At 69.4% G+C, this 18,750-nt stretch carries 18 protein-coding genes; 12 read left to right on the top strand and 6 right to left on the bottom strand.

Going from position 1 to position 18,750, the window contains the following annotated elements:
* The first annotated feature begins 207 nt into the window (after nucleotides 1-207).
* From JJV70_RS10190 to JJV70_RS10180, 3 genes are all read left to right on the top strand, one after another.
* A complete protein-coding gene (locus JJV70_RS10190) occupies nucleotides 208-1,410 on the top strand; it encodes a cytochrome P450 (RefSeq protein ID WP_308294766.1) in 1,203 nt (400 codons plus the stop codon).
* Nucleotides 1,411-1,694: 284 nt separating this feature from the next.
* Nucleotides 1,695-2,327, top strand: coding sequence for a phosphoesterase (locus tag JJV70_RS10185; protein ID WP_257573693.1), 633 nt, complete (start codon nucleotides 1,695-1,697; stop codon nucleotides 2,325-2,327).
* Complete coding sequence (locus JJV70_RS10180; protein ID WP_219047498.1) at nucleotides 2,324-3,889, top strand: alkaline phosphatase; 1,566 nt, start codon at nucleotides 2,324-2,326, stop codon at nucleotides 3,887-3,889. The genes JJV70_RS10185 and JJV70_RS10180 overlap by 4 nt, the downstream gene beginning before the upstream one ends.
* Before the next feature lie 50 nt (nucleotides 3,890-3,939).
* Here JJV70_RS10180 and JJV70_RS10175 read toward each other — a convergent pair whose 3' ends face one another.
* Nucleotides 3,940-4,944, bottom strand: a complete 1,005-nt coding sequence (locus JJV70_RS10175; RefSeq protein ID WP_308294765.1) for a helix-turn-helix domain-containing protein — start codon at nucleotides 4,942-4,944, stop codon at nucleotides 3,940-3,942.
* A gap of 421 nt (nucleotides 4,945-5,365) precedes the next feature.
* Entirely contained in the window at nucleotides 5,366-5,515 is a 150-nt protein-coding gene (locus JJV70_RS10170; protein ID WP_219047496.1) for a hypothetical protein, read from the bottom strand.
* A 673-nt stretch (nucleotides 5,516-6,188) separates the two neighbouring features.
* Between JJV70_RS10170 and JJV70_RS10165 the strand changes: the two genes are divergently transcribed.
* Entirely contained in the window at nucleotides 6,189-6,431 is a 243-nt protein-coding gene (locus JJV70_RS10165; RefSeq protein ID WP_219047495.1) for a hypothetical protein, read from the top strand.
* Nucleotides 6,432-6,606: 175 nt separating this feature from the next.
* Here JJV70_RS10165 and JJV70_RS10160 read toward each other — a convergent pair whose 3' ends face one another.
* Nucleotides 6,607-7,038 (bottom strand): ATP-binding protein, encoded by a 432-nt coding sequence (locus JJV70_RS10160; RefSeq protein WP_374227272.1) that lies wholly within the window; start codon nucleotides 7,036-7,038, stop codon nucleotides 6,607-6,609.
* A gap of 185 nt (nucleotides 7,039-7,223) precedes the next feature.
* Between JJV70_RS10160 and JJV70_RS10155 the strand changes: the two genes are divergently transcribed.
* From JJV70_RS10155 to JJV70_RS10140, 4 genes are all read left to right on the top strand, one after another.
* Nucleotides 7,224-8,063 carry a helix-turn-helix transcriptional regulator gene (locus JJV70_RS10155; protein ID WP_219047493.1) on the top strand — a complete coding sequence of 280 codons (840 nt, stop codon included), beginning with the start codon at nucleotides 7,224-7,226 and terminating at the stop codon, nucleotides 8,061-8,063.
* Nucleotides 8,060-8,269 carry a DUF397 domain-containing protein gene (locus JJV70_RS10150; RefSeq protein ID WP_219047492.1) on the top strand — a complete coding sequence of 70 codons (210 nt, stop codon included), beginning with the start codon at nucleotides 8,060-8,062 and terminating at the stop codon, nucleotides 8,267-8,269. The genes JJV70_RS10155 and JJV70_RS10150 overlap by 4 nt, the downstream gene beginning before the upstream one ends.
* A gap of 4 nt (nucleotides 8,270-8,273) precedes the next feature.
* Nucleotides 8,274-8,456: a DUF397 domain-containing protein gene (locus JJV70_RS10145; RefSeq protein WP_219047491.1), complete on the top strand. Its 183-nt coding sequence runs from the start codon at nucleotides 8,274-8,276 to the stop codon at nucleotides 8,454-8,456.
* Nucleotides 8,457-8,517: 61 nt separating this feature from the next.
* Nucleotides 8,518-8,892, top strand: coding sequence for a VOC family protein (locus JJV70_RS10140; RefSeq protein ID WP_219047490.1), 375 nt, complete (start codon nucleotides 8,518-8,520; stop codon nucleotides 8,890-8,892).
* A gap of 44 nt (nucleotides 8,893-8,936) precedes the next feature.
* Here JJV70_RS10140 and JJV70_RS10135 read toward each other — a convergent pair whose 3' ends face one another.
* Entirely contained in the window at nucleotides 8,937-10,019 is a 1,083-nt protein-coding gene (locus tag JJV70_RS10135) for a terpene synthase family protein (RefSeq protein ID WP_219047489.1), read from the bottom strand.
* An 873-nt stretch (nucleotides 10,020-10,892) separates the two neighbouring features.
* Entirely contained in the window at nucleotides 10,893-11,714 is an 822-nt protein-coding gene (locus tag JJV70_RS10130) for a M23 family metallopeptidase (protein ID WP_219047488.1), read from the bottom strand.
* 317 nt (nucleotides 11,715-12,031) lie between these two features.
* On the opposite strand from JJV70_RS10130, the gene JJV70_RS10125 reads away from it, so the two are divergent.
* Entirely contained in the window at nucleotides 12,032-13,219 is a 1,188-nt protein-coding gene (locus JJV70_RS10125) for a hypothetical protein (protein WP_257573726.1), read from the top strand.
* A gap of 103 nt (nucleotides 13,220-13,322) precedes the next feature.
* Complete coding sequence (locus JJV70_RS10120; protein WP_219047487.1) at nucleotides 13,323-14,612, top strand: hypothetical protein; 1,290 nt, start codon at nucleotides 13,323-13,325, stop codon at nucleotides 14,610-14,612.
* Here the strand turns inward: JJV70_RS10120 and JJV70_RS10115 are convergent.
* Complete coding sequence (locus JJV70_RS10115) at nucleotides 14,566-15,690, bottom strand: helix-turn-helix domain-containing protein (RefSeq protein WP_219047486.1); 1,125 nt, start codon at nucleotides 15,688-15,690, stop codon at nucleotides 14,566-14,568. The two genes, JJV70_RS10120 and JJV70_RS10115, sit on opposite strands and share 47 nt — an antisense overlap.
* Nucleotides 15,691-15,988: 298 nt before the next feature.
* Between JJV70_RS10115 and JJV70_RS10110 the strand changes: the two genes are divergently transcribed.
* Nucleotides 15,989-16,435 (top strand): hypothetical protein, encoded by a 447-nt coding sequence (locus JJV70_RS10110; protein ID WP_219047485.1) that lies wholly within the window; start codon nucleotides 15,989-15,991, stop codon nucleotides 16,433-16,435.
* Between the two features lie 92 nt (nucleotides 16,436-16,527).
* Complete coding sequence (locus tag JJV70_RS10105; RefSeq protein ID WP_257573692.1) at nucleotides 16,528-18,666, top strand: DUF6571 family protein; 2,139 nt, start codon at nucleotides 16,528-16,530, stop codon at nucleotides 18,664-18,666.
* Nucleotides 18,667-18,750 lie beyond the last annotated feature (84 nt).

The raw sequence follows: 18,750 nt of genomic DNA, 5'->3' as shown, positions 1-18,750 counted from the left end.
ACGACGGCACACCCGACAGCTTCCGAAGCGACCCCCGGAACGGCACTCGGCGCAGCCCCCGAGACCACTGCCGCGACAGCCCCCGAAACGTGCCCCGGCGCAGCCCCGGCGACGCACCCCCAGGCGGACACTCAGGCGCACCCCACGACGAACGCACCGGCGCACCCCGAGCCGGACGCACCGGCGTGCCCAGTGGCGCCGGAAGCCGTGGCCTTCCCCTTCCCGCACTCCTCCTACCGTGGCCCGGCCCCCGGCTACTCCCGGCTGCGCGCCGAGGAGCCCGTCGCCCGGGTGCCCGTCGCCACCGGCGGCCACACCTGGGTGGTCACCGGCTACGCGGAGGCCCGTGCCGCCCTCAGCGACCCCCGGCTCAGCCGGGCGGCCTTCTACCGCGCGGACGCCCCGGAGTTCCCCGGCCTGCTCAAGGCACCGCCGGAGATGATCGCCTCCATGGACCCGCCGGAGCACACCCGGCTGCGCAAGCTGGTGACGAAGGCGTTCACCGTCCGGCGCGTCGAGCGACTCCGCCCCCGCATCCAGGAATTGGTGGACGGCTTTCTGGACGCCATGGCGGCGGGCGGCGACAGCGCCGACCTCGTGGCGGCTCTCAGCTCCCCGCTGCCCATCACGGTCATCTGCGAACTGCTGGGCGTCCCGGCGGACGACCAGGAGCAGTTCGGTCTCTGGGCGCGGCAGTTCGCCTCGGTGACGGGCGACCCGGAACGGGCCAGGGAGGGCGCCGGGCGGCTCGCGGGCTACATGGCGCAGATGATCGCGGTCAAGCGCGAGGAACCGGCGGACGACCTGCTGTCCGCGCTGATCGCCGCCCGCGACGAGGACGACCGGCTCAGCGAGCAGGAGCTCATCGTCTTCGGCTACACCCTGCTGGGCGCGGGCTTCGACACCACCGCCTGCCAGCTCGCCAACTCGGTGCTCGCGCTCATCGCGCACCACCCGGAGCAGTGGCGGCGGCTGTGCGAGCACCCCGAGGAGGTGCCCGCCGCCGTGGAGGAACTGCTGCGCGCCGTCAACCTCTTCGCCACCGACACCACCGGCTTCCCCCGGCTGGCCACCGAGGACGTGGAGATCGGCGGCGTGACGGTGCCGCGCGGGGAGCCGGTGTTTATCGTGCTCTCCTCCGCCAACCGGGACCCCGCCCTGGTGGCCGACCCCGACCGCCTCGACCTGCGGCGCACCGACTCCCGGCACCTGTCCTTCGGACACGGCATCCACCGCTGCCTGGGCGCCCCGCTGGCCCGGCTGGAACTCACCATCGCGCTCGACGGACTGGTGCGCCGCTTCCCCGGACTGCGGCTCGCCGTCCCGGAAAGCGACCTCGTCTGGCACCCCGGCGACGTCAACCACAACCTGGCGGCCCTGCCCGTCACCTGGGCGGCCCCCGCCCACTGACGCCTCCCGGCCGCTCCCGCCCGCCTGCCCACCCCGTACGTCCCGTCCCGGCACCCGGTGCCTCGCCACGACGGCGGAGCACCGGGTGCCGGGGCCTTATCCACCCCGGCCTGACGCGTCCCTTCGACCGGACCGGGTGAACGGCGCCGCCCCCGGGCGGCCCGAGCCGCGCCCCCGCGTCCGCTGGTTTCCCGCCAGCCGGGCCGGTGTTCGACGCGCGGTCTTCCGGGGTTCACGGGCGGCTGGTGAGATGCGCACGTCCAGTCCGAGCAGGGGAGGCGCGCGTGAATCTCGTAGTGAACGGTGACGCGGAGAGCGGACCCGGAGGCAGTGCCGAGCCCATCACGACGGTGACCGGCTGGGAGGTGGCAGAGGGCGCGCCCGCGCTGATCGCCTACCGCCACGGCGGCGGCTACCCGACGCCGTCCGACCCGGGCCCGGCCCAGCGCGGCAGCCGGTTCTTCTCCGGCGGCAACAGCACCCGCACCGCGCTCGCCCAGGACATCGAGCTGCCCGCACGGGGTGCGACGGGGCGCTCGGCCGTGGACGCCGGGCGGGTGCGGTACACGCTCGCCGGGTGGCTCGGCGGCTACGCGGGGCAGGAGGACGGGGCGCGGCTGTCCGTGGAGTTCCGGGACGCGCGCGGCACGCCGGTGGCGCTGAGCGTGCTCGGCCCCGTCACCGCAGACGAGCGCGGCGCGCGCACCGGGCTGGTCGAACGCACCGCCACGGCCACGGTGCCGCCCGGCGCCCGCACGGCCCGCGTGCTGCTGGTCTTCACCCGTAGCGGCGGAACGTCCAACGACGGCTACGCCGACGCCGTCTCCCTCACCTTGACCGCCCCGGCGAGCACCGCCCCCACGCCAACGGCCACTGCGACCACCGCCACCGCGACCACCCCGGGGGGACGCGCATGACCCGCCTCAACCGACGTGACCTGCTGAAGGCGGCCGGAGCCGCCGGCGCGCTGAACCTCGCCTGGCCGCTGAGCGCCGGGCTCTCCCCGGCCCAGGCCCGCGAGGCCGCCGAAGCACTCGGCGCGGACTACGACCCGGCCCCCTTCACCCTCGGCGTGGCCTCCGGCGACCCACAGGCGCACAGCGTGCTGCTGTGGACCCGGCTCGCCCCCGAACCGCTCGCCGCCGAACAGCCGTTGCCGGAGATCGTCGAGGTCGAGTGGGCGGTGGCCACGGACGCGGGGCTGCGCAGCGTCGTGGCCCGGGGCACCGTCCCGGCGTCCGCGACGCTCGGCCACAGCGTGCACGTGCCCGTGACCGGCCTGCGCCCCGGCACCCGCTACTGGTACGCTTTCACCGCGCTGGGCCAGCGCAGCCGCACCGGCCGCACCCGCACGGCACCGGTCGGCGCCCTCGCCTCCGCCCGCTTCGCCACCGCCAACTGCCAGGCGTTCCACGACGGCTTCTACGCCGCGCACCGTGGCATCGCCCGCGAGGACCTGGACTTCGTCGTCCACCTGGGCGACTACCTCTACGAGCACGGCCAGGTCGGCGGCGTCCCGGCCGACCACGTGCGCGACCACGAGGGCCCGGCCGTCTTCACCGTCGCCGACTACCGCCGCCGCCACGCCCTCTACAAGGGTGATCCTTCCCTGCGCGCCGCGCACGCCGCCCACCCGTGGTTCCTCACCTGGGACGACCACGAGGTCGTCAACGACTACTCCGGGACGGGCGGAGGGGCGCCGTTCATGCAGCGCCGCGCCGCCGCCTACCAGGCGTGGTACGAGCACATGCCGCACCGCGACGGCGCCCACGCCGCACTGCCCGACCCGGAGATTCACCGCGTCCGCCGCTGGGGCGACCTGCTGGAGCTGACCGTCCTGGACCTGCGCTCGCACCGCTCGGCGCAGAACCTCCCGGACGGCACGATCCTCGGCACCGCGCAGAAGACCTGGCTCAAGGACACCATCGACCGCGCCCCGGACACCTGGCACGTGTGGGCCAACTCGATCATGCTGAGCCAGCTGCGCGCCCGCCCCGGCGGCTGGTACATGTTCACCGACCAGTGGGACGGCTTCCGCGCCGAACGCGAGGAGGTCCTGCACCACGTCCACGACAGCGGCCTGGAAGACCTCGTCGTCGTCACCGGCGACTGGCACTCGGCCTTCGTCGACGACCTCCGCCCCGACTTCGACGACCCCTCCTCCCCGGTGCTCGGCACCGAGTTCACCGCCCACTCCGTCACCTCCGGCGCCTACTCGCCCCAGTGGAACGAGACCAACGGCCCGCGCATGGGCGCCGCCAACCCGCACCTGAAGTACTTCGAGGGCAACCGCTACGGCTACGACGTCTACGAGGTCACCCCGCGTCGGTTCAGCGCCCACCTGCGCGTCATCGCCGACCGCCGCGACCCGGCCTCCCCGGTGACGACACTGACCACGTTCCACATCGACCGCGGCACCCCCGGCTCCCACGAGGACCCGGCGACGCGGAACTCCCCCGCCCAGTGGCGCCGCGACTGACCCCACCGCGCCCCACCCCGGTGTCCACGGCGCCCCCTGGGGGCCGTGACCTACGCGCCCGTCCGGCAGTCGCGGCAGCGGCCACCGGGTGTGGGCGCGCGGTAGGCGCGGTCGCAGCCGTCGCAGTTCTGCAACGGGTCCGGGCGCGGCGCGGACGGGGGCGCGGCGGCCCGGGGCGGGGGCAGCAGCGCGGTGAGCCGGTGGGCCAGCAGGGCCGCCGGATGACGCAGGGGATCGGGCAGGCCGGTCACCAGGGCTACGCGAACGGTCTCGGACGCGGCACCGCGTTCCAGCCAGGCGGCGACAGCCGGGGTGAGGCGCCGGACGTCGCGCTCGGACAGGAGAAGCCGGGGATCGGCGCGATGCAGGCCGATGAGGAGATCAGCGGCGATGCGGTGCCGCCCGAGGTTCGCCGTACGCGGCGCGGGCAGCGGCGAGGCCGGTACGCGCCCGGCCCCCACCCCTGCGGGCGTGCCCGCCTCCGCTGACGCGGCGCCCGGTGCCGCGCTGCCGGACCGCGCGGCGTCAGATGGGCTGGCGTCGGGCGGCGTGCCAAGGGGCGGCACGGCCACGGGCGGCGTGACGACGGTGGCGGGGCCGGACCGTGCCACCCGCGCCGGAGCGCAGGGCGCCCGGCGCGGAGCGGGGAGCGGCGGCGGCACACAGCCGGGCGCCGGAGCGGACGCCGAACCGGAGCGATGCCCGGCCCCCCGCCCCAGCTGACGTCCAGCCACCTGCCCGGAGCGCGGGCCAGCCGTGGAGCCGGACCCCTGCCCGGGCCGGTGATGACAGACGGTGCGGGTGACGATCCGGCCCGCCGCCGTGCGGTGACGGCTCCGAACCAGGTAACCGTGCCTCTCCAGCTCGCGCAGCGCGGCGGCCACCCGAGTCTCGCCCTCGCGGAACCGGGACGCGAGGCTCTTGATATCGACCCGGGCACCCTCGGGCAGCGACTGGATGTGGACAGCGAGCCCGATCGCCGTCGCGGACAGCTCGCGGTGCTGTGCGAGGTGGTTGCCGACGACCGTGAAGCGCTCGGTGTGCCGGGCCTTCACGTGGGTGACACCCGCGTGCGGAACTCCGGACGGGGCGCACGGCGGCGCGGTAGGCTGCGGTGAAGCCACGGGAAGCCCTACTTCCTCGGTGGTCAGGCCCTCGCCCGGGATTGCCGTCCCGGCGGGGGCCGACGCATGTGCGGTTGTGCGATCCCCCCCCGAGCCTATGCCAGCCAACTGCGCCCAAGTCCAGTTGCCTGCGGCGGTGTTCACCCGGATGGGTCAACGCGCGTGGTGGGTGGGCGGGATGGGTGGTTCTTCCCCAGACGTGCTTTACGGGTTGGCGTCGTGCCGTGCCGGTGTCTGGCCGACCGGGACGCGGCAAACCGCGTTCCGGTGGGAGGTGCGCTCCAGCCGGGCGGGGTATGGCGCAGCCCCGCCGCGTGGCGCTGCTCAGCCCACCTTCGGCGTGCGCTGAGCGTCAGTTGCCGTCGTAGGTGACGAGTGTGCCGTCCAACGCCTGCGCCACCCGGGTACCGAGGCTGTAGTCGCACAAGGACACCACAGCCGCGTCCAGCGCGTCAGCTATACGCGGTATACGCGGGGCGTACGACCGGCCAAAACCCTGCACGGGGGTGGTCGTCCACTCACGCTACATACCTGTAGTATCCATGCTTGTTACTCCGGCTTGGCGCGAGACGCTGCTGTAGACCTAGGGGATTCGACAGTATCGGGCCGGGGTGAAGTACTGACCATGGGGACCTTGGAACTGGTCTGCCGTATATCTTGGGATGGGGTCGGCCGGAGAGAGCACGGCTGATTCCGGAGGGGAAAACATGCCACGCCTGCGTACTGGGGGCGGGGTGGCTGCGCTGACCACAGCAGCAATTCTCGCTTCTATATCGCCAGCCGCCGTGACAGGGGGAAGCCCTCTGATTCACGGGACGTGACCCGAGCAGCATCTGTCGTGGAGAAAGTTACTGGAGCCACGGATATCGCCGAATCCGTCGCCACTCCATCTGATGCTGCCCGGTCTGTCATCGGTTCTAGCTCTGAGGGAATCGTTGCATCTGCTCCCAAGCGCGCGAACGGAAATATCGCGGTAACCACGCACGAGGGTGAAGGGAGTACGGTTCTCCTGGCAAACGTTGTGAACCAAGAGGCCCGAAAAAACATGGTACTTCAAGTGCAGTAAGTACAAGAAGATCTAAGAGCTGCGGTGACGGGGTCACATCTGGCAACGAGCTGACCCCGTCAATGCCCCGGAGAGACTTACCGGGCAATCTCGAATGAGACGGTGCACAGTGAAGGTCGATTCTCGGAACATCACCATCGTGCTAACCATTCTGGCATTGATCGCCATTTTTTCTGTGGTCTATGAAGTATGGTTGCTGGCCTTGGGTGCCGTGCTGGCCTTCAGTGTACTCATTTACCGTCGATCACGCAGTCCTGAAAACCTGCGTGTTCTCTCCCGTACCCAGTATCTGGTATTTCTCTCCGTCGTGCTAATCGGTGTCGTTGCGGCGATAGCGGTCAAGGGAGCGTGAGCACTGCGGTAGCGATGTCATATGCGTCGCTACCGCAGTGCTTGTAGCGCATCCGATAGTTCTTCGGTCCATCCCGATGACCGTGGCGTCGGCCGCAAGGCTTGGATACTCCCGAGACGGGGGCTTTCTAGAATGGCATGGGGTGCGCTTTGGCGTCAGCGGGGTGAGGAGGCGGTCAGGTGGGGAGGGTGAGTTCGGCCCAGACGGTTTTGCGCGGGGTGGGGCCGGTGTGGACGCCCCAGCGGTCGGCGAGGGCTGCGACGAGTAGGAGGCCGCGTCCGGATTCCGCGTGGGGGGTGGGTGGTTGTGGGCTGGTGTCGGGTAGTTGGTCGTCGCGGGTGTCGGTGACCTCGATGCGCAAGGTGGGGCCGGTGAGGGTCAGGTCCAGCCGGAAGTCCCGGCCTGGTACGCGGCCGTGGAGGACGGCGTTGGCGGCCAGCTCCGCAACGATGGTCGCGGCCTGCTCGGTGGGCAGGCCCCGACAGCCCAGGTGGGCGACGGTCAGCAGCCGTGCGAGCCGTGCCCCGCGCCGGGTGGGGGAGAGCAGCGTGCTGAACTGGTGTGCTGGGGTGCGGTCTTCGGTCGTGGTGGTGGTTTCTGCGTTCACCTGACCCACTGTCAGTGCTGGGGCGTACCGTGAATAGTGACGTAGCCCGCACGGAGGGTGAATGGTCCGGATGCTGTCCGGGGGTTGTCCGGGTGCTGTCCGGCCTGTCCGGCCTGTCCGGCCTGTCCGGGGTGTCCGGGTGCTCTGCGGCGGCGTTGACTTCGGTACGACGGAGGTGGGCGGTTATGGACGATGACGGCCTGTTGGACGACGAGGTGGAGGACGACTCCGGCGCGGTGATGCGTGCGGTCGGCCGCCAGATCAAGCTGTGGCGCGAGGACGCGGGCCTGACCCAGACCGAGCTGGGCACCGAGCTCGGCTACAGCGAGGAGATGATCTCAGCGGTCGAACGCGGCAGACGTCTTCCGAAGGCGACGATGCTCGCACGCGCCGACGTGGTATTGAACGCGGGCGGCAAGATCAAGGCGATGACGACGGAGGTCGAGGAGGCCCGCTACCCACGCAAGGTCCGCAACATCGCCAGGCTGGAAGCGGACTCGGTGGAGATGGGAGTGTACAGCGCCCACGTTGTGCACGCTCTCTTGCAGACGGAAGAGTACATGCGCGGCCTCTTCGCAGAGCAACGTCCACTACTCGCGGCGGACCTCATCGAGCGGAACGTCAGCGCTCGCATGGCGAGGCAGGAGATTCTTGACGGGTCGAGAACGGTCCCCGCCATGAGCTTCGTCCTGGAAGAGGTAACGCTCCGCCGTCCTCTCCAGGGAAGGGATGCGCACCGCAGGCAGCTGACGCGTCTGCTAGAGGTGGGGCACCTCCGGAACGTCGAAATCCAGGTCATGCCGACAGGCCGAGAGGAACATGCTGGACTCGACGGCAGCTTCAGGCTGTTCAAGCTTCGAGGGGGCGTCACGCTGGGATACTGCGAGGTACAGCACCTCACCCGCATCATCTCGAAGCCGCCTCAAGTCCAGTCGTTGGAACTGCGGTATGGGACCATTCGAGCTCAGGCTCTCACGCCCAGGGAGTCGCTGGCCTTCATCGAGAAAGTGCTGGGAGAGACATGAGCACCGAAGCGAAGACCGCTGGAGGTAGGCACCTCAAGTGGTTCAAGAGCAGCTACAGCAACGGCCAACATGACACAGATTGTGTCGAAGTTGCGTCTGATCCCACGGCGGTGCACGTCCGTGACTCCAAGCGCACGGAGGAACCGTTCCTCTCGCTGACGCCAGCGGTGTGGGCGGAGTTCGTGAGCTACGCAGTCGAGAGGTGAGGCGATGACAGAGCTGGCGTGGTTCAAGAGCAGCTACAGCAGCAACGAGCATGGCTCAGACTGTGTGGAGATCGCCGCGTCGCCCGGGGCGGTGCACGTCCGCGACTCCAAGCACACGGAGGGGCCGCTCCTGTCGCTCTCCCCCGACTCATGGGCGGAGTTCGTCTCGTACACCCGGGGCGGCTGACGCCTCGCAGCGCGTGAGCGGGTACCCGGGAGAGGGGTATCCGAGGAGACGAGGAGGACGTATGGCTGTGGCTACCTTGCAGGTCGTGGTGCTGGACTGCCCGGAGCCGAGGCCGCTGGCACGGTTCTACGCGGAGCTGCTGGGCGGCCAGGTCAAGGGCGCGGACGACGCCGACTGGATCGACCTCTACCTCCCCGACGGCTCGCGGCTCGCGTTCCAGCGGGCACCCGGCTTCCGGCCGCCGCAGTGGCCCGCCGCCGATCACGACTCCCAGCAGCTCCACCTCGATCTCCTGGTGGACGACATGGAAGCCGCTCAGGTGCGAGCGCTCGACCTCGGCGCGAAGGTCCTGGACGCCGACGACCACGGCGGCAAGCGCAACTACCGCGTTTACGCCGACCCGGCAGGCCACCCCTTCTGCTTCGTCCGCTCCTGAGCGACGGGAGGCGGCATCCGAAGGGGTGGTCTCGGCGGCAGCAGTCAGGCCGATGAGCTGGGCGGGGAACTCGCCGTCCTGGTGACGAGGAGATCGGGCCGGTTGTAGGCGCCTTCGTGACCGTTGATCCACCGGCTCTCGCGGTAGCGGGTGCAGTCGGTGCGCTCCCAGAGGTCCGTGCCGATGACCCAGTCTTGGAGGTTGTCGGCGCAGGTCAGTGCGGCCTCCTGAAGACCGGACGCCGTCAGGCCCAGCACCTGCAGAGCGCGGGGTAGACGTTCGCGGGCGTGCAGGAGGTCTTGGACGCGGTCCTTGATGCGCTGGGTGACGAGCCCGACAGCGTCGGGGAGAGACAGGCCGTGCTGGTGTACCAGGAGCAGAACGAGGTTGTTCACGTCGCCGCAGGAGGACTCCTTGCGGTACGAGACGATGTCGTTGGTCCAGGAGACGATGTCGATCGCGCTCCACCGCAGTTCCTGGAACGCGGGCAGGCCATGCGATTCGGGCGGCACCTCCACGCCGAGGGCGCCCTCGGTGATGTCCATCATCGCCGGGAGCATGGAACTGTGCCTACGCGTGAGCACGTAGGCGGCGATGCTCGGCGGCTGCGGGGCGGTGCGGTGGGCGGCCTCGCGGTCCATGGCGTCCATCATCTGGGCCAGATGATGGCGGTAGCGGGGGTGGACAGAGGCGGGCAGACCGGCCAGGACCTGGCTCTTGACTTCGACGAACGCACGGATCAGCGGGTTGTCGTCGGGTGACGGTTCCTGCCGTCCGGCGACGACCGCGGCCACGGCCGTCCAGGCGTCGAGCTCACCGGTGCGGATGAGGTGGTCGTGCTGGTCATCGAGGACGAAGGACCAGGCCATCCAACGGGCCAGGGTCAGCACGCGCTCGTACGGGGCCTCGGGCAGAACCCGGGCTGCGAGATACCCGAAGGCGATGTTGGCAAAGTCGGTGAATGCGTCGTCGTCGATGAGCCCGTGGCCCCTGACCCAGCGGGCCGCGTCCTGGTTGGCCTCTGCGGCGCGCGGATGGACACGGGGTATGAAGGGGTGCTGGAAATCCGGCATGGCGTGAGCGGTGCCGTGGACTGCCTCTGGCACGTCCGCTGCTTCTGCCGTCATGATCGGCCTCCTGGATCGGGCGGGGCGCAAGGTGGATCGGCGCACACAGGACGACCGGTGTCCGGCGCGGGCCATGAAGGAATGGTCTGGACGGAGGGGAGGTCCCGAGGGGCCGGACGGGTCCGACCTCACGTTCTCGTCACCGACGTCGCAGCACGCGGAGACGCTGCCGGATACGGTGATCTCAACACGGGTGGCGGCTGGCAGCTACAACTTGTGAGGGATCACTTTCGTTGGCAGAGCCCTAAGACCTGCTATGACTTCGGCGGAGAACGTGATGCAACGGTAAACAGGCGCCGACGCGGTAGACAGGCGCATAGCGTTGCCAATCGCGTCTTCCCCAGCGGGTGCGTCCCTGAGGGCGTACGCCGGCGCGCGGAATGTGCTGTTGGCCTGAGCAGAAGCGTCGTACTCTCCATACGAGCGCCAGGCATGCGTCGCATCCCCGCTGTCGCGTATCGGCCCCGCTGTAGGACACCTTGCCTACGCACCAACGTCCTCCCCATGCTTCACGGCGAGCGAGTGGCGTACGACCCGACCGCGCACGCGTCGCACGAGCGGCAAGGGCAATACGGGGTGACCCCACCCCCTCCGGCCCGTCCACGGACCCCTACGACCGCAGCCGCCCCCTGACGGACCCGCAGAACCGCGCTCCGGACGAATGCGGCACGGTCACCCGCGTCTGAGCCCACCCGCTGCCCCGCCCCGCATGTCCCGGATCGCGTTCTCCCCCGCCCCTACCGTCGGCGTCCTGCCGACCCCAGACCAGCGCATCAGCACGAGCCACCCGCCGCTGCCCCGAGCCGGGGCGGCGGAGTGGCCAACGCCGGAGCGGGGCCGCTGGGGGCGGCCCCGCCGGGGTTGGGGCGGTGGTCAGCAGACGGGGACGCCGGGGAGTTTGTACGCCGGGTGGTCGATGTAGATGTTGCTCACGAAGCCGCGCTGGTCACGCAGCTTGCTCCACCACTTGTTGACGTAGCCCTCCGCGCGCACCGTGTCGCCCTCCTTCTGGCACAGCACCCGGACGGAGGTGGGGCCGGACAGGGTGGTGACGATGCGGGAGTTCAGGTAGGCGTCGGCGCGCACCCGCACGCCGGTGCCCCAGGTGGTGAACGGCTTCCCCGTGCCACCGCAGCCGTTGTCGCTGGTCAGGTAGTTCCGGTGGTAGCTGCCGGGGTAGGGCAGGCCCTTGCCGTTGATGGTGATGTTCTGGCCCACCCCGTTGAGGAGCTGCTCGTAGTGGATGTGCGCACCGCTGGAGTTGCCGGTGCTGCCCGTGGTGCCGATCTGCTGGCCCTGGCTGACCCGGGTGCCGCTGGCCACCGAGTAGGACGCCAGGTGGAAGTAGTACGTCTTCCAGCCGCTACCGTGGTCGATGACGATGTAGCGGCCCGCGCCGCTGGGCTGGTTGTGGCGGGTGGCGGTGCCACCGGCTGAGGCGAGCACGGGGCTGCCCGCGGTGGAACCGCCGTCAGCGCGCACGAAGTCCAGCGCGCGCCGTACCTCGCGGGAGTGGTGGCTGTAGGTCCACTTCTGCCCGCAGGGGTAGGGGGCCTTGAAGTTGGGGCGCGCGGCGGCGGCAGCCCGCGTGGCCGCGTCGTCCTGGTCCTCCGCCTGGGCGGGGGTGACGAGCAGGGCCAGCAGCGTGGTCAGCGCCATGGCGAGAAGGGCCGTCAATCGGCCGCGGTGTTTCATGGGGCTCCTTCGTGACGGAAGCAGCGTGCGGTGACCGGCGGCTTTCGTGCCTGCCGGACGCGGAAACGAAAGCAGGGCTGACCGCGCCGCCACAATCCGGGGAAGCGGTGTTTCGTCTGAGACGCAATGTCTTGGCGAGGCTTGTGCGTTCGGCTCAGCATGAGCCTGCGACCACCGCCTCCGCAGTGGTGTCCTCCCTCTCCCGGATGAGGAACGGCAGACTCATGCATCCCCTGTTCTCCCGCGTCCGTGCTGCCCTGACCAGACCTCACGCTCCCCGCCGTACGGCCCGCCGGTGCCTGGGACCGGTCACCGTGCTGGCTCTCGCCCTGGGACTGGTCGGCGCATCGCTGTCCCTGGCCGCGAGCGGCGCCCCCAGACCCCAGCCCCCCGCCGGACCCGGTGACGGTGAACGCGCGGCGGCGCCCCCGGCGGTGAACCTTCCACCAGGTGTCACCGCGGGCATCGCCGTCTACGACCGCCAGCGCGGTGAGTTCACCGAACAGCACGACGCCGACCGGCAGTTCCGGTCGGCGTCCGTCGTCAAACTGCTCCTGGCCCTGGACGTCCTGGACGACCTCGGGCCCGGCGAGAAGGTACCGGCGGCGGACCGCGCGCGGCTGGAGGCCATGCTCACCAGCAGCGACGACCGGCAGGCCAGCCACTACTGGGCGCGGCGCGGCGGCAGCCAGATCATCCAGCGCATGGTCACCCGGCTCGGGCTGACCGGAACAGCGCCGCCGCCCGCCGGATACCCGGGCTACTGGGGGTACACCGCCCTGACGGCGGCCGACACCGTGCGCGTCTACCGGCACATCCTGGACGACGCGTCCCGTGCGGTGCGCGACCTCATCATGGACAGCCTGCACCAGGCGACACGCTGCGCGGCGGACGGCTACGACCAGGGCTTCGGCATCGCCTCGGCGTTCGAGCACCCCAGGGCCGTCAAGCAGGGATGGTCGGGCTTCCGCTCCGGCGGCTGCACGGCGGACACCCCCGTCACCCCGGACGCCGCCGCCCGCGCGGCCGACGCCCCCTCCCGCTCCGGCGGCGCTGGGCGCGCGGCGGCCGAGGCGGGCGGAGTGGACCTCGTCCGCGAAGCCCTGCACACCACCGGCACGGTGGGCGCGGACGACCGGGCCATCGTCGCCGTCTTCACCCTCCACCCAAACGGCACCTCCTACGGCACCGCCTACTCCCGTCTCACCCGGCTGGCCAGCTCACTGAACGTGCCCGGAGCCCAGCGCCCACCGGGCGACTGGTACGGCACCTGGGGCTCGGGCGTCCGGGTACGCGCGGACGCCACCACCGCGTCCGCCATCGTCACCAAGCTCCCGGCCGGGGTGGACGTCCTGGTCACCTGCCAGCAGCGCGGCAAGCGCATCGAAGTGCCGCCCTACAGCAGCGAATGGTGGGCCTACCTGCCGCAGTACGGGGGCTACCTGACCAACGTCTACGTGGACACCCCGCACGAGCGGCTGCCGGGCGTCCCCGAATGCGGCTGAGCCCTGCCCGGCCGGCACCGGAACCCGCCGCGAGCCGCCCCGACCGGAACACGCACACCACCGGCTCGCACGCCACCGACCACACCCACGGAAGGAACCGCGCATGCGTGGTGGAAGAACGCGGCAACGCGCCGTCCTGAGCGCCATCGGGCTCCTGCTGCCCGCCCTGCTGATGACCGGTCAGACCGCCACCGCCGCCGGAGCACCCGCCTCGGAGGCAGCGACGGCACGGGCGGCGACGGGCCAGAGCGACACCTGGCAGGCCGACCTGACCCAGGTGGACGCCGATGACGTCAACGTCCAGCACACCGGGGGAGCGCTGCGCGTCCACGACGACGGTCTCAGCCCCGCCTCTCTGGGCACCGGCCGGGGCTACGGCTCCCAGACCCTGCCCGAACACCGCACCCGCTCCACCGTCACCCGCGTCACCGCCGACGTGGACGCCCAGGTCCCGCCGGGAGCGGAGCTGGACGTGGACGTGCGCGGTCTCACCCCGGACGGCTCCTGGAGCGAGTGGCGGGAGGCCACCTCCGGGGAAGCGGTGACGCTGCCCAGCGCCGCCACCGCCGTCCAGGCCCGGCTGACGCTGCACCACGCCAAGGACGGCCCCGGCCCCGCCGTGCACGGCCTGAGCTTCACCGCCGACGCGGCCGGGACGCCGCCCGAGGTGCCCCGGTCCGAACTGGACGCCCAGCAGGCGCCGCTGACCGCACGGGTCTTCGCCACCCGGGAAGGACTGGTGGGCCACACCACCGCCAACGGCCACGTCATCCAGCCAAACGACCACTTCGTCGCCCTCCCCTCCCGGCGCGCGCTCTCCCCCAAGGGCAGCCACCAGTACGCGGTCCGGGTCTGCGGCCCCGCCCGCTGCGAGACGGCCCCGGTGTGGGACGTCGGCCCCTGGAACACCCGCGACGACTACTGGAACCCCTCCAGCCAGCGGCAGGAGTGGAAGGACCTCCCGCGCGGCGTCCCCGAAGCCCAGGCCGCCTACCAGGACGGCTACAACGGCGGCCGGGACCAGTACGGGCGCAAGGTCTCCAACCCGGCCGGCATCGACCTCGCCGACGGCACCTTCGCCAACGTGGGCCTGCGCGGCAACGGCTGGGTGACGGTCACTTACCTGTGGACCGACGGCGGGGACACCACGCCCTTCCCCACCTGGGGCACGGACGTGCGCATCCGCCAGCAGGCGACCACCAAGTCCGCCGTCGTCGCCACCTTGCCCCGGCCCACGACGGTACGGGTGCGCTGCCAGAAGCGGGGCGAGCTGGTGCGCTACCGGGAGTGGGAGAACGACGCCTGGTCCTACCTGCCGGACTACGGCGGGTACATCTCCAACATCTTCATCGACGTGAAGGAGGCATGGCTGCCTGGCGTTCCCCGCTGCTAGCCAGACGCCCGGCGGGAACCCGCCCCGCGCCCTCGGCGCCCCGCTCCCGGAGTGGGGCGCCGACGCGGGAAGCGGTGCGCGGCGCCGGGGCGGACCCGTCCAGGAGAGCCCGCCCCAGCGCCGTGCGCTCGTGCAGCACCCGGTTCCCCTCGCGGCGGGTGGCCACCAGCCCCGCCTCCCGCAACACCGAGGCGTGCCGACTGGCCGTCGAGAGCGCCAGCCGCAGCGCCGCCGCCAGCGCCGTCGTCGTCATCGGCCGCTCCAGAATCTCCAGCATCTCCGCCCGCGAGGAGCCGACCAGCTGTGTGACCGGTGGCCTCACCTCTGCCTCGCGCAGCCGGGTGAGCCAGCCCAGCGCCGGGGACAGGGGGTGCACCAGCACCGGCGGCAGGGAGTCGTCCACCAGCGCCAGCGGGGTGCGCACGCAGAAGAAACTCGGTACCACCGTCAGCGCCCGGTCCTGCACGTCCACCGACCGCTCACGCGGATAGGGCGCGCGCAGGTAGCCGCCCTCGTGTTCCCACCCCGGCGCTTGGGCGTAACTGGCCAGCAGGCCCTCGGCACCACGGTCCAGGGCGGCCTCCGCACGCCGGGCCCGGTCCGTGGCGGCCTGGCCCCGCATCGCCGCCGTATAAGGGGCCACCGCCACCTGGTGATACCGCTGGAGGACGCCGCCCAGTCCGCGCAGCGCCGACGGGTCCCCCAGAGCCAGGGCACGGACGCCACGCGGCACCGGCCCCCGGGGGTAGAGCCGGGAGAGCTCCGCGCACAACCGGCTCCGAGGCGTGGACAGCACCCGGTCCACCCCGGTGGCCACATCCGGATCGCCCCGGCCCGGGGTGAGGAAATCAGGAAAGTAACCGGTGGCGGGGCAGATCAGCGCCAAGCCCCGCACCGCCGCCGTCAGCCCCGCCGCCTGGAGCGCGGCCCGCACCTCCCGCCGCCACGGCCCGAAGACCAGCGCTTCTTCCTGGTTCTGCAACAGATGCAGGCTGAGCGCGATTTCCCACATCGGGTCCACGCTCTTGGCCACCCGCAGCCGGGCCAGCGCCCGGTCGCTGAAACTGAGTTCAAGCACAGTGCCCCCACCGTGTCGGCCACCCGCCCCGGTCACGGGCGGGCCGGACCCCGGCGTCAGCACCCCACAGGAGTCACGGCCACCGGAATCCCCGCTTCACTATAGGGAGCCCCCACACCCTCTGTGCTGGTTTCACCCTCTTCTTCACCACCATTTCACCCCCACACCCCCACCGCCCAGCACGCAAAGCCAAGCCCGTTATACCCCACTTGCCCTAAATCTCACCCCACCCAGACCGCTGCACCTCACCCCCCTGTAACCTCGTGCCGGATCACAACAGCACTACGCGGGGGCACAGATGGCGTGGACGGAATGGGAGCAGGCACAGGCGTCGGCGGCGGAAAAGGCCGCCCAGACACGCCTGAACACCGTGGACGCGGGCACGGGCGGCGGGGGAGGCCAGCGCGACCTCATCGTCCGCAGCGATGAGCTCGGTGCGCTGGGTTCGACGGCCTACCAGCTACGCGAGAGCCTGGCCAAGGACGGGACTCACGCCGACGATGCCACGACAGCGGCCGCTACGGCGCTGAAGTCCGATGGCCTGGCCACGGGCTCCGCACTGCAGGAGTTGCAGGACGCGTGGGAGACGAAGGTCGGCACGTTGAAAGAGGCCTGCGCTCACATCTCCAACCACTTGGACTACACCAAGGCGGCACACGCCAAGGAGGAGGAAAAGATTTCCACCTCCATGCGGGACGCCGAAGGAAAGCTCATGACCGTCTCGCGCATCTCCGAGTTCATCTGATTAGCACGGGGGACAGCCACTATGGTGACGTACCGGAGCTCAGCGAGCTGCGGTTGGACAAGCTCCAGTCTGCGGTGACCGACTGGAGCGATATGACCGACAAGCTGAAAACCCTGGCCGATGCTGAGGGAGGTGACCTCAGCGCGGCAGGTCTGGCAAAGAAGGCTGACGGTGCGGAGTGGAGCGGGCAGAATGCGACGGTAACGAAGGAGTTCGTCACCAAAACAGCCGCAGAGTTTGGTGACGCGGCTACTGCGGCGAAAAGTATTCACACCATCCTCGAAAAAGCACACGAGGCGTTCGTACGGCACAAGAACGATCTGAATGAAGCCGTAGAAGACGCCAAAAAGAAAAACATCTATATCACGGCCGACGGTACAGCGATCCCCGCTTTCTGTTCGGCAAACGGGGCCGGAGACGGCGAAGACCAGCAAGCCACGCAGGCGGAAATCGATGGGGCGGCAGAGGCTATCGGAGCCATCTTGACTGCCGCATCCGAGACGGACCAGGCGACTGCGGACGCCCTGCGCTATCACGCGCAGGAGAAATATAACTTCCGCAGTGAGGGTTTCGATGGAACCTACGATAATCCGCAGCGAGTCATCATGGACGCGAACGAACTCATCGCCCTCAGCAAGCGAGACCCGGACGATCTGAGCAACGAGGAACTCCGTCGCTACAATGACCTCCTCAAGCGGAACGAGGAGGACCCGGTTTTCGCGGAGTATTTCGCCCTCGAAATGGGTCCGGAAGGTACCCTGGGATTCTACGCTGACGCGGCCACCCTTGATGACTGGAAACCAAGTGATGAGGATGGTCAGGACTCGCGCGAGGCGCGCATGGACCTGCTGTCGCTCACCGAGCACCACCTCGGTGCCACGCTGGCAACAGCCTCTCACTCCGACAGTGAGGCCATGCAGAAGTGGAAGGACCGCGTGGTGGAACTCGGCCCCCAGGACGTAGGCGGAGGACCCCGATCCGGCCCTCACCACACGGTGCTTGGCTTCCAGGCCATGAGCAACCTGATGCGTAACGGCACCTACGAGAAGGACTTCCTCAACGATTACGGCGACGCGCTGGTCACCTACGAGAAGGAGAACATCGGAAAGGGAGAATCTAAGACTATCGGTGGCGGGCCGCGTAAAGACGATTTGCCCTATAGCAATTTCGGGCAACTTCACTACGGGGACGAAAACGACGCAGGCACAGACCCCATGACTGGCTTCATGACTGCCCTATCCAAGAACCCGGATGCCTCTACGGAATTCTTTAGCTCCGAAGAGCCACACGACAACTCCGCTTGGGTCCTGAAAGACCGTCCGGAATTTAATGACTTTGCGCCCGAGACTCCTCACTACGGCGAGTATGTAGAAGACTACGAGGGGCCGAGTGCCGTATACGAGGCCGTCGGGGAAGCGCTCGTAGCCGGGGCCACGGGTATGGACCCGAGCGGCGAGATGGCCCAGGCTCCTGACCATACTGACCAGCACCGCAAGGTACTGGAGAAATCTCTGGAGCACCTTGCCGCGCGTAAATCTGATCTCGAAAAGAACTTCCCCGCCGAGATTCGTGACGATATGGCGAAGGTTCTCGTCAACCACGGCGTTTCAGTCCACGCGACGATGAGCGACAACGACAACCGCCCTGCTCCGAATGCGGAACCTCTGCTGAACTCAGACCATCTCCTGGAGGTGACGACGCAGGTCTCCCTGGATCAAGATGCGCACACCTACCTGAGCGAGGGGTTGCAATATAGCATTATGCAGGATTTCGCAACCGAAAAAAACCACCCTGAAGATAGCCTGCATCGTGCGGGCCGCACGATGGGGTTCTTGGAGGAGGCCCGACACAATGCTATCGGGAACCGTGTGGGGGATGAGTTGGCGGAAGTGGGATGGGATAAGAACTGGAAGTACCATGGCTTGGGTGTGTTGATAACGGGCATACCAGGTGTAGGCGACGCCGCGCAGCGTGGACTCGATATTCTCGAAACGGATTGGCTGGAATCAGAGCAAGAGCGCATCAATGGGAAAGCGGTTGAGGACCATAAAGATACGTATAGGCTCCGGACTAAACAGTTGGTTCTCCTCGCTGATGCTTGGTACGCGTATAACGGAGACTGGGCGGAGAATCAGACGGGATTCTCTCCCCATGACGGCGTATATGATGAGATCGGCACAGCCGCCTACAATGGCAATGACCATGCTGATGGTGTGGCGGGTGACCAGTGATCTCAGCGGAGCGTAGGAGTGCGAGCGGGCTACTGTTTCTGGCCCTTCTGGTAGGGGTCTCCGGTTGTTCGCGTGGAGACGAGC

The sequence above is a fragment of the Streptomyces sp. JJ66 genome, from assembly GCF_019303495.1.
In the GTDB taxonomy this organism is placed as follows: domain Bacteria; phylum Actinomycetota; class Actinomycetes; order Streptomycetales; family Streptomycetaceae; genus Streptomyces.
Note: the sequence above shows the minus strand (reverse complement) of the source record. Positions and strands in the feature narration are given on the sequence as shown.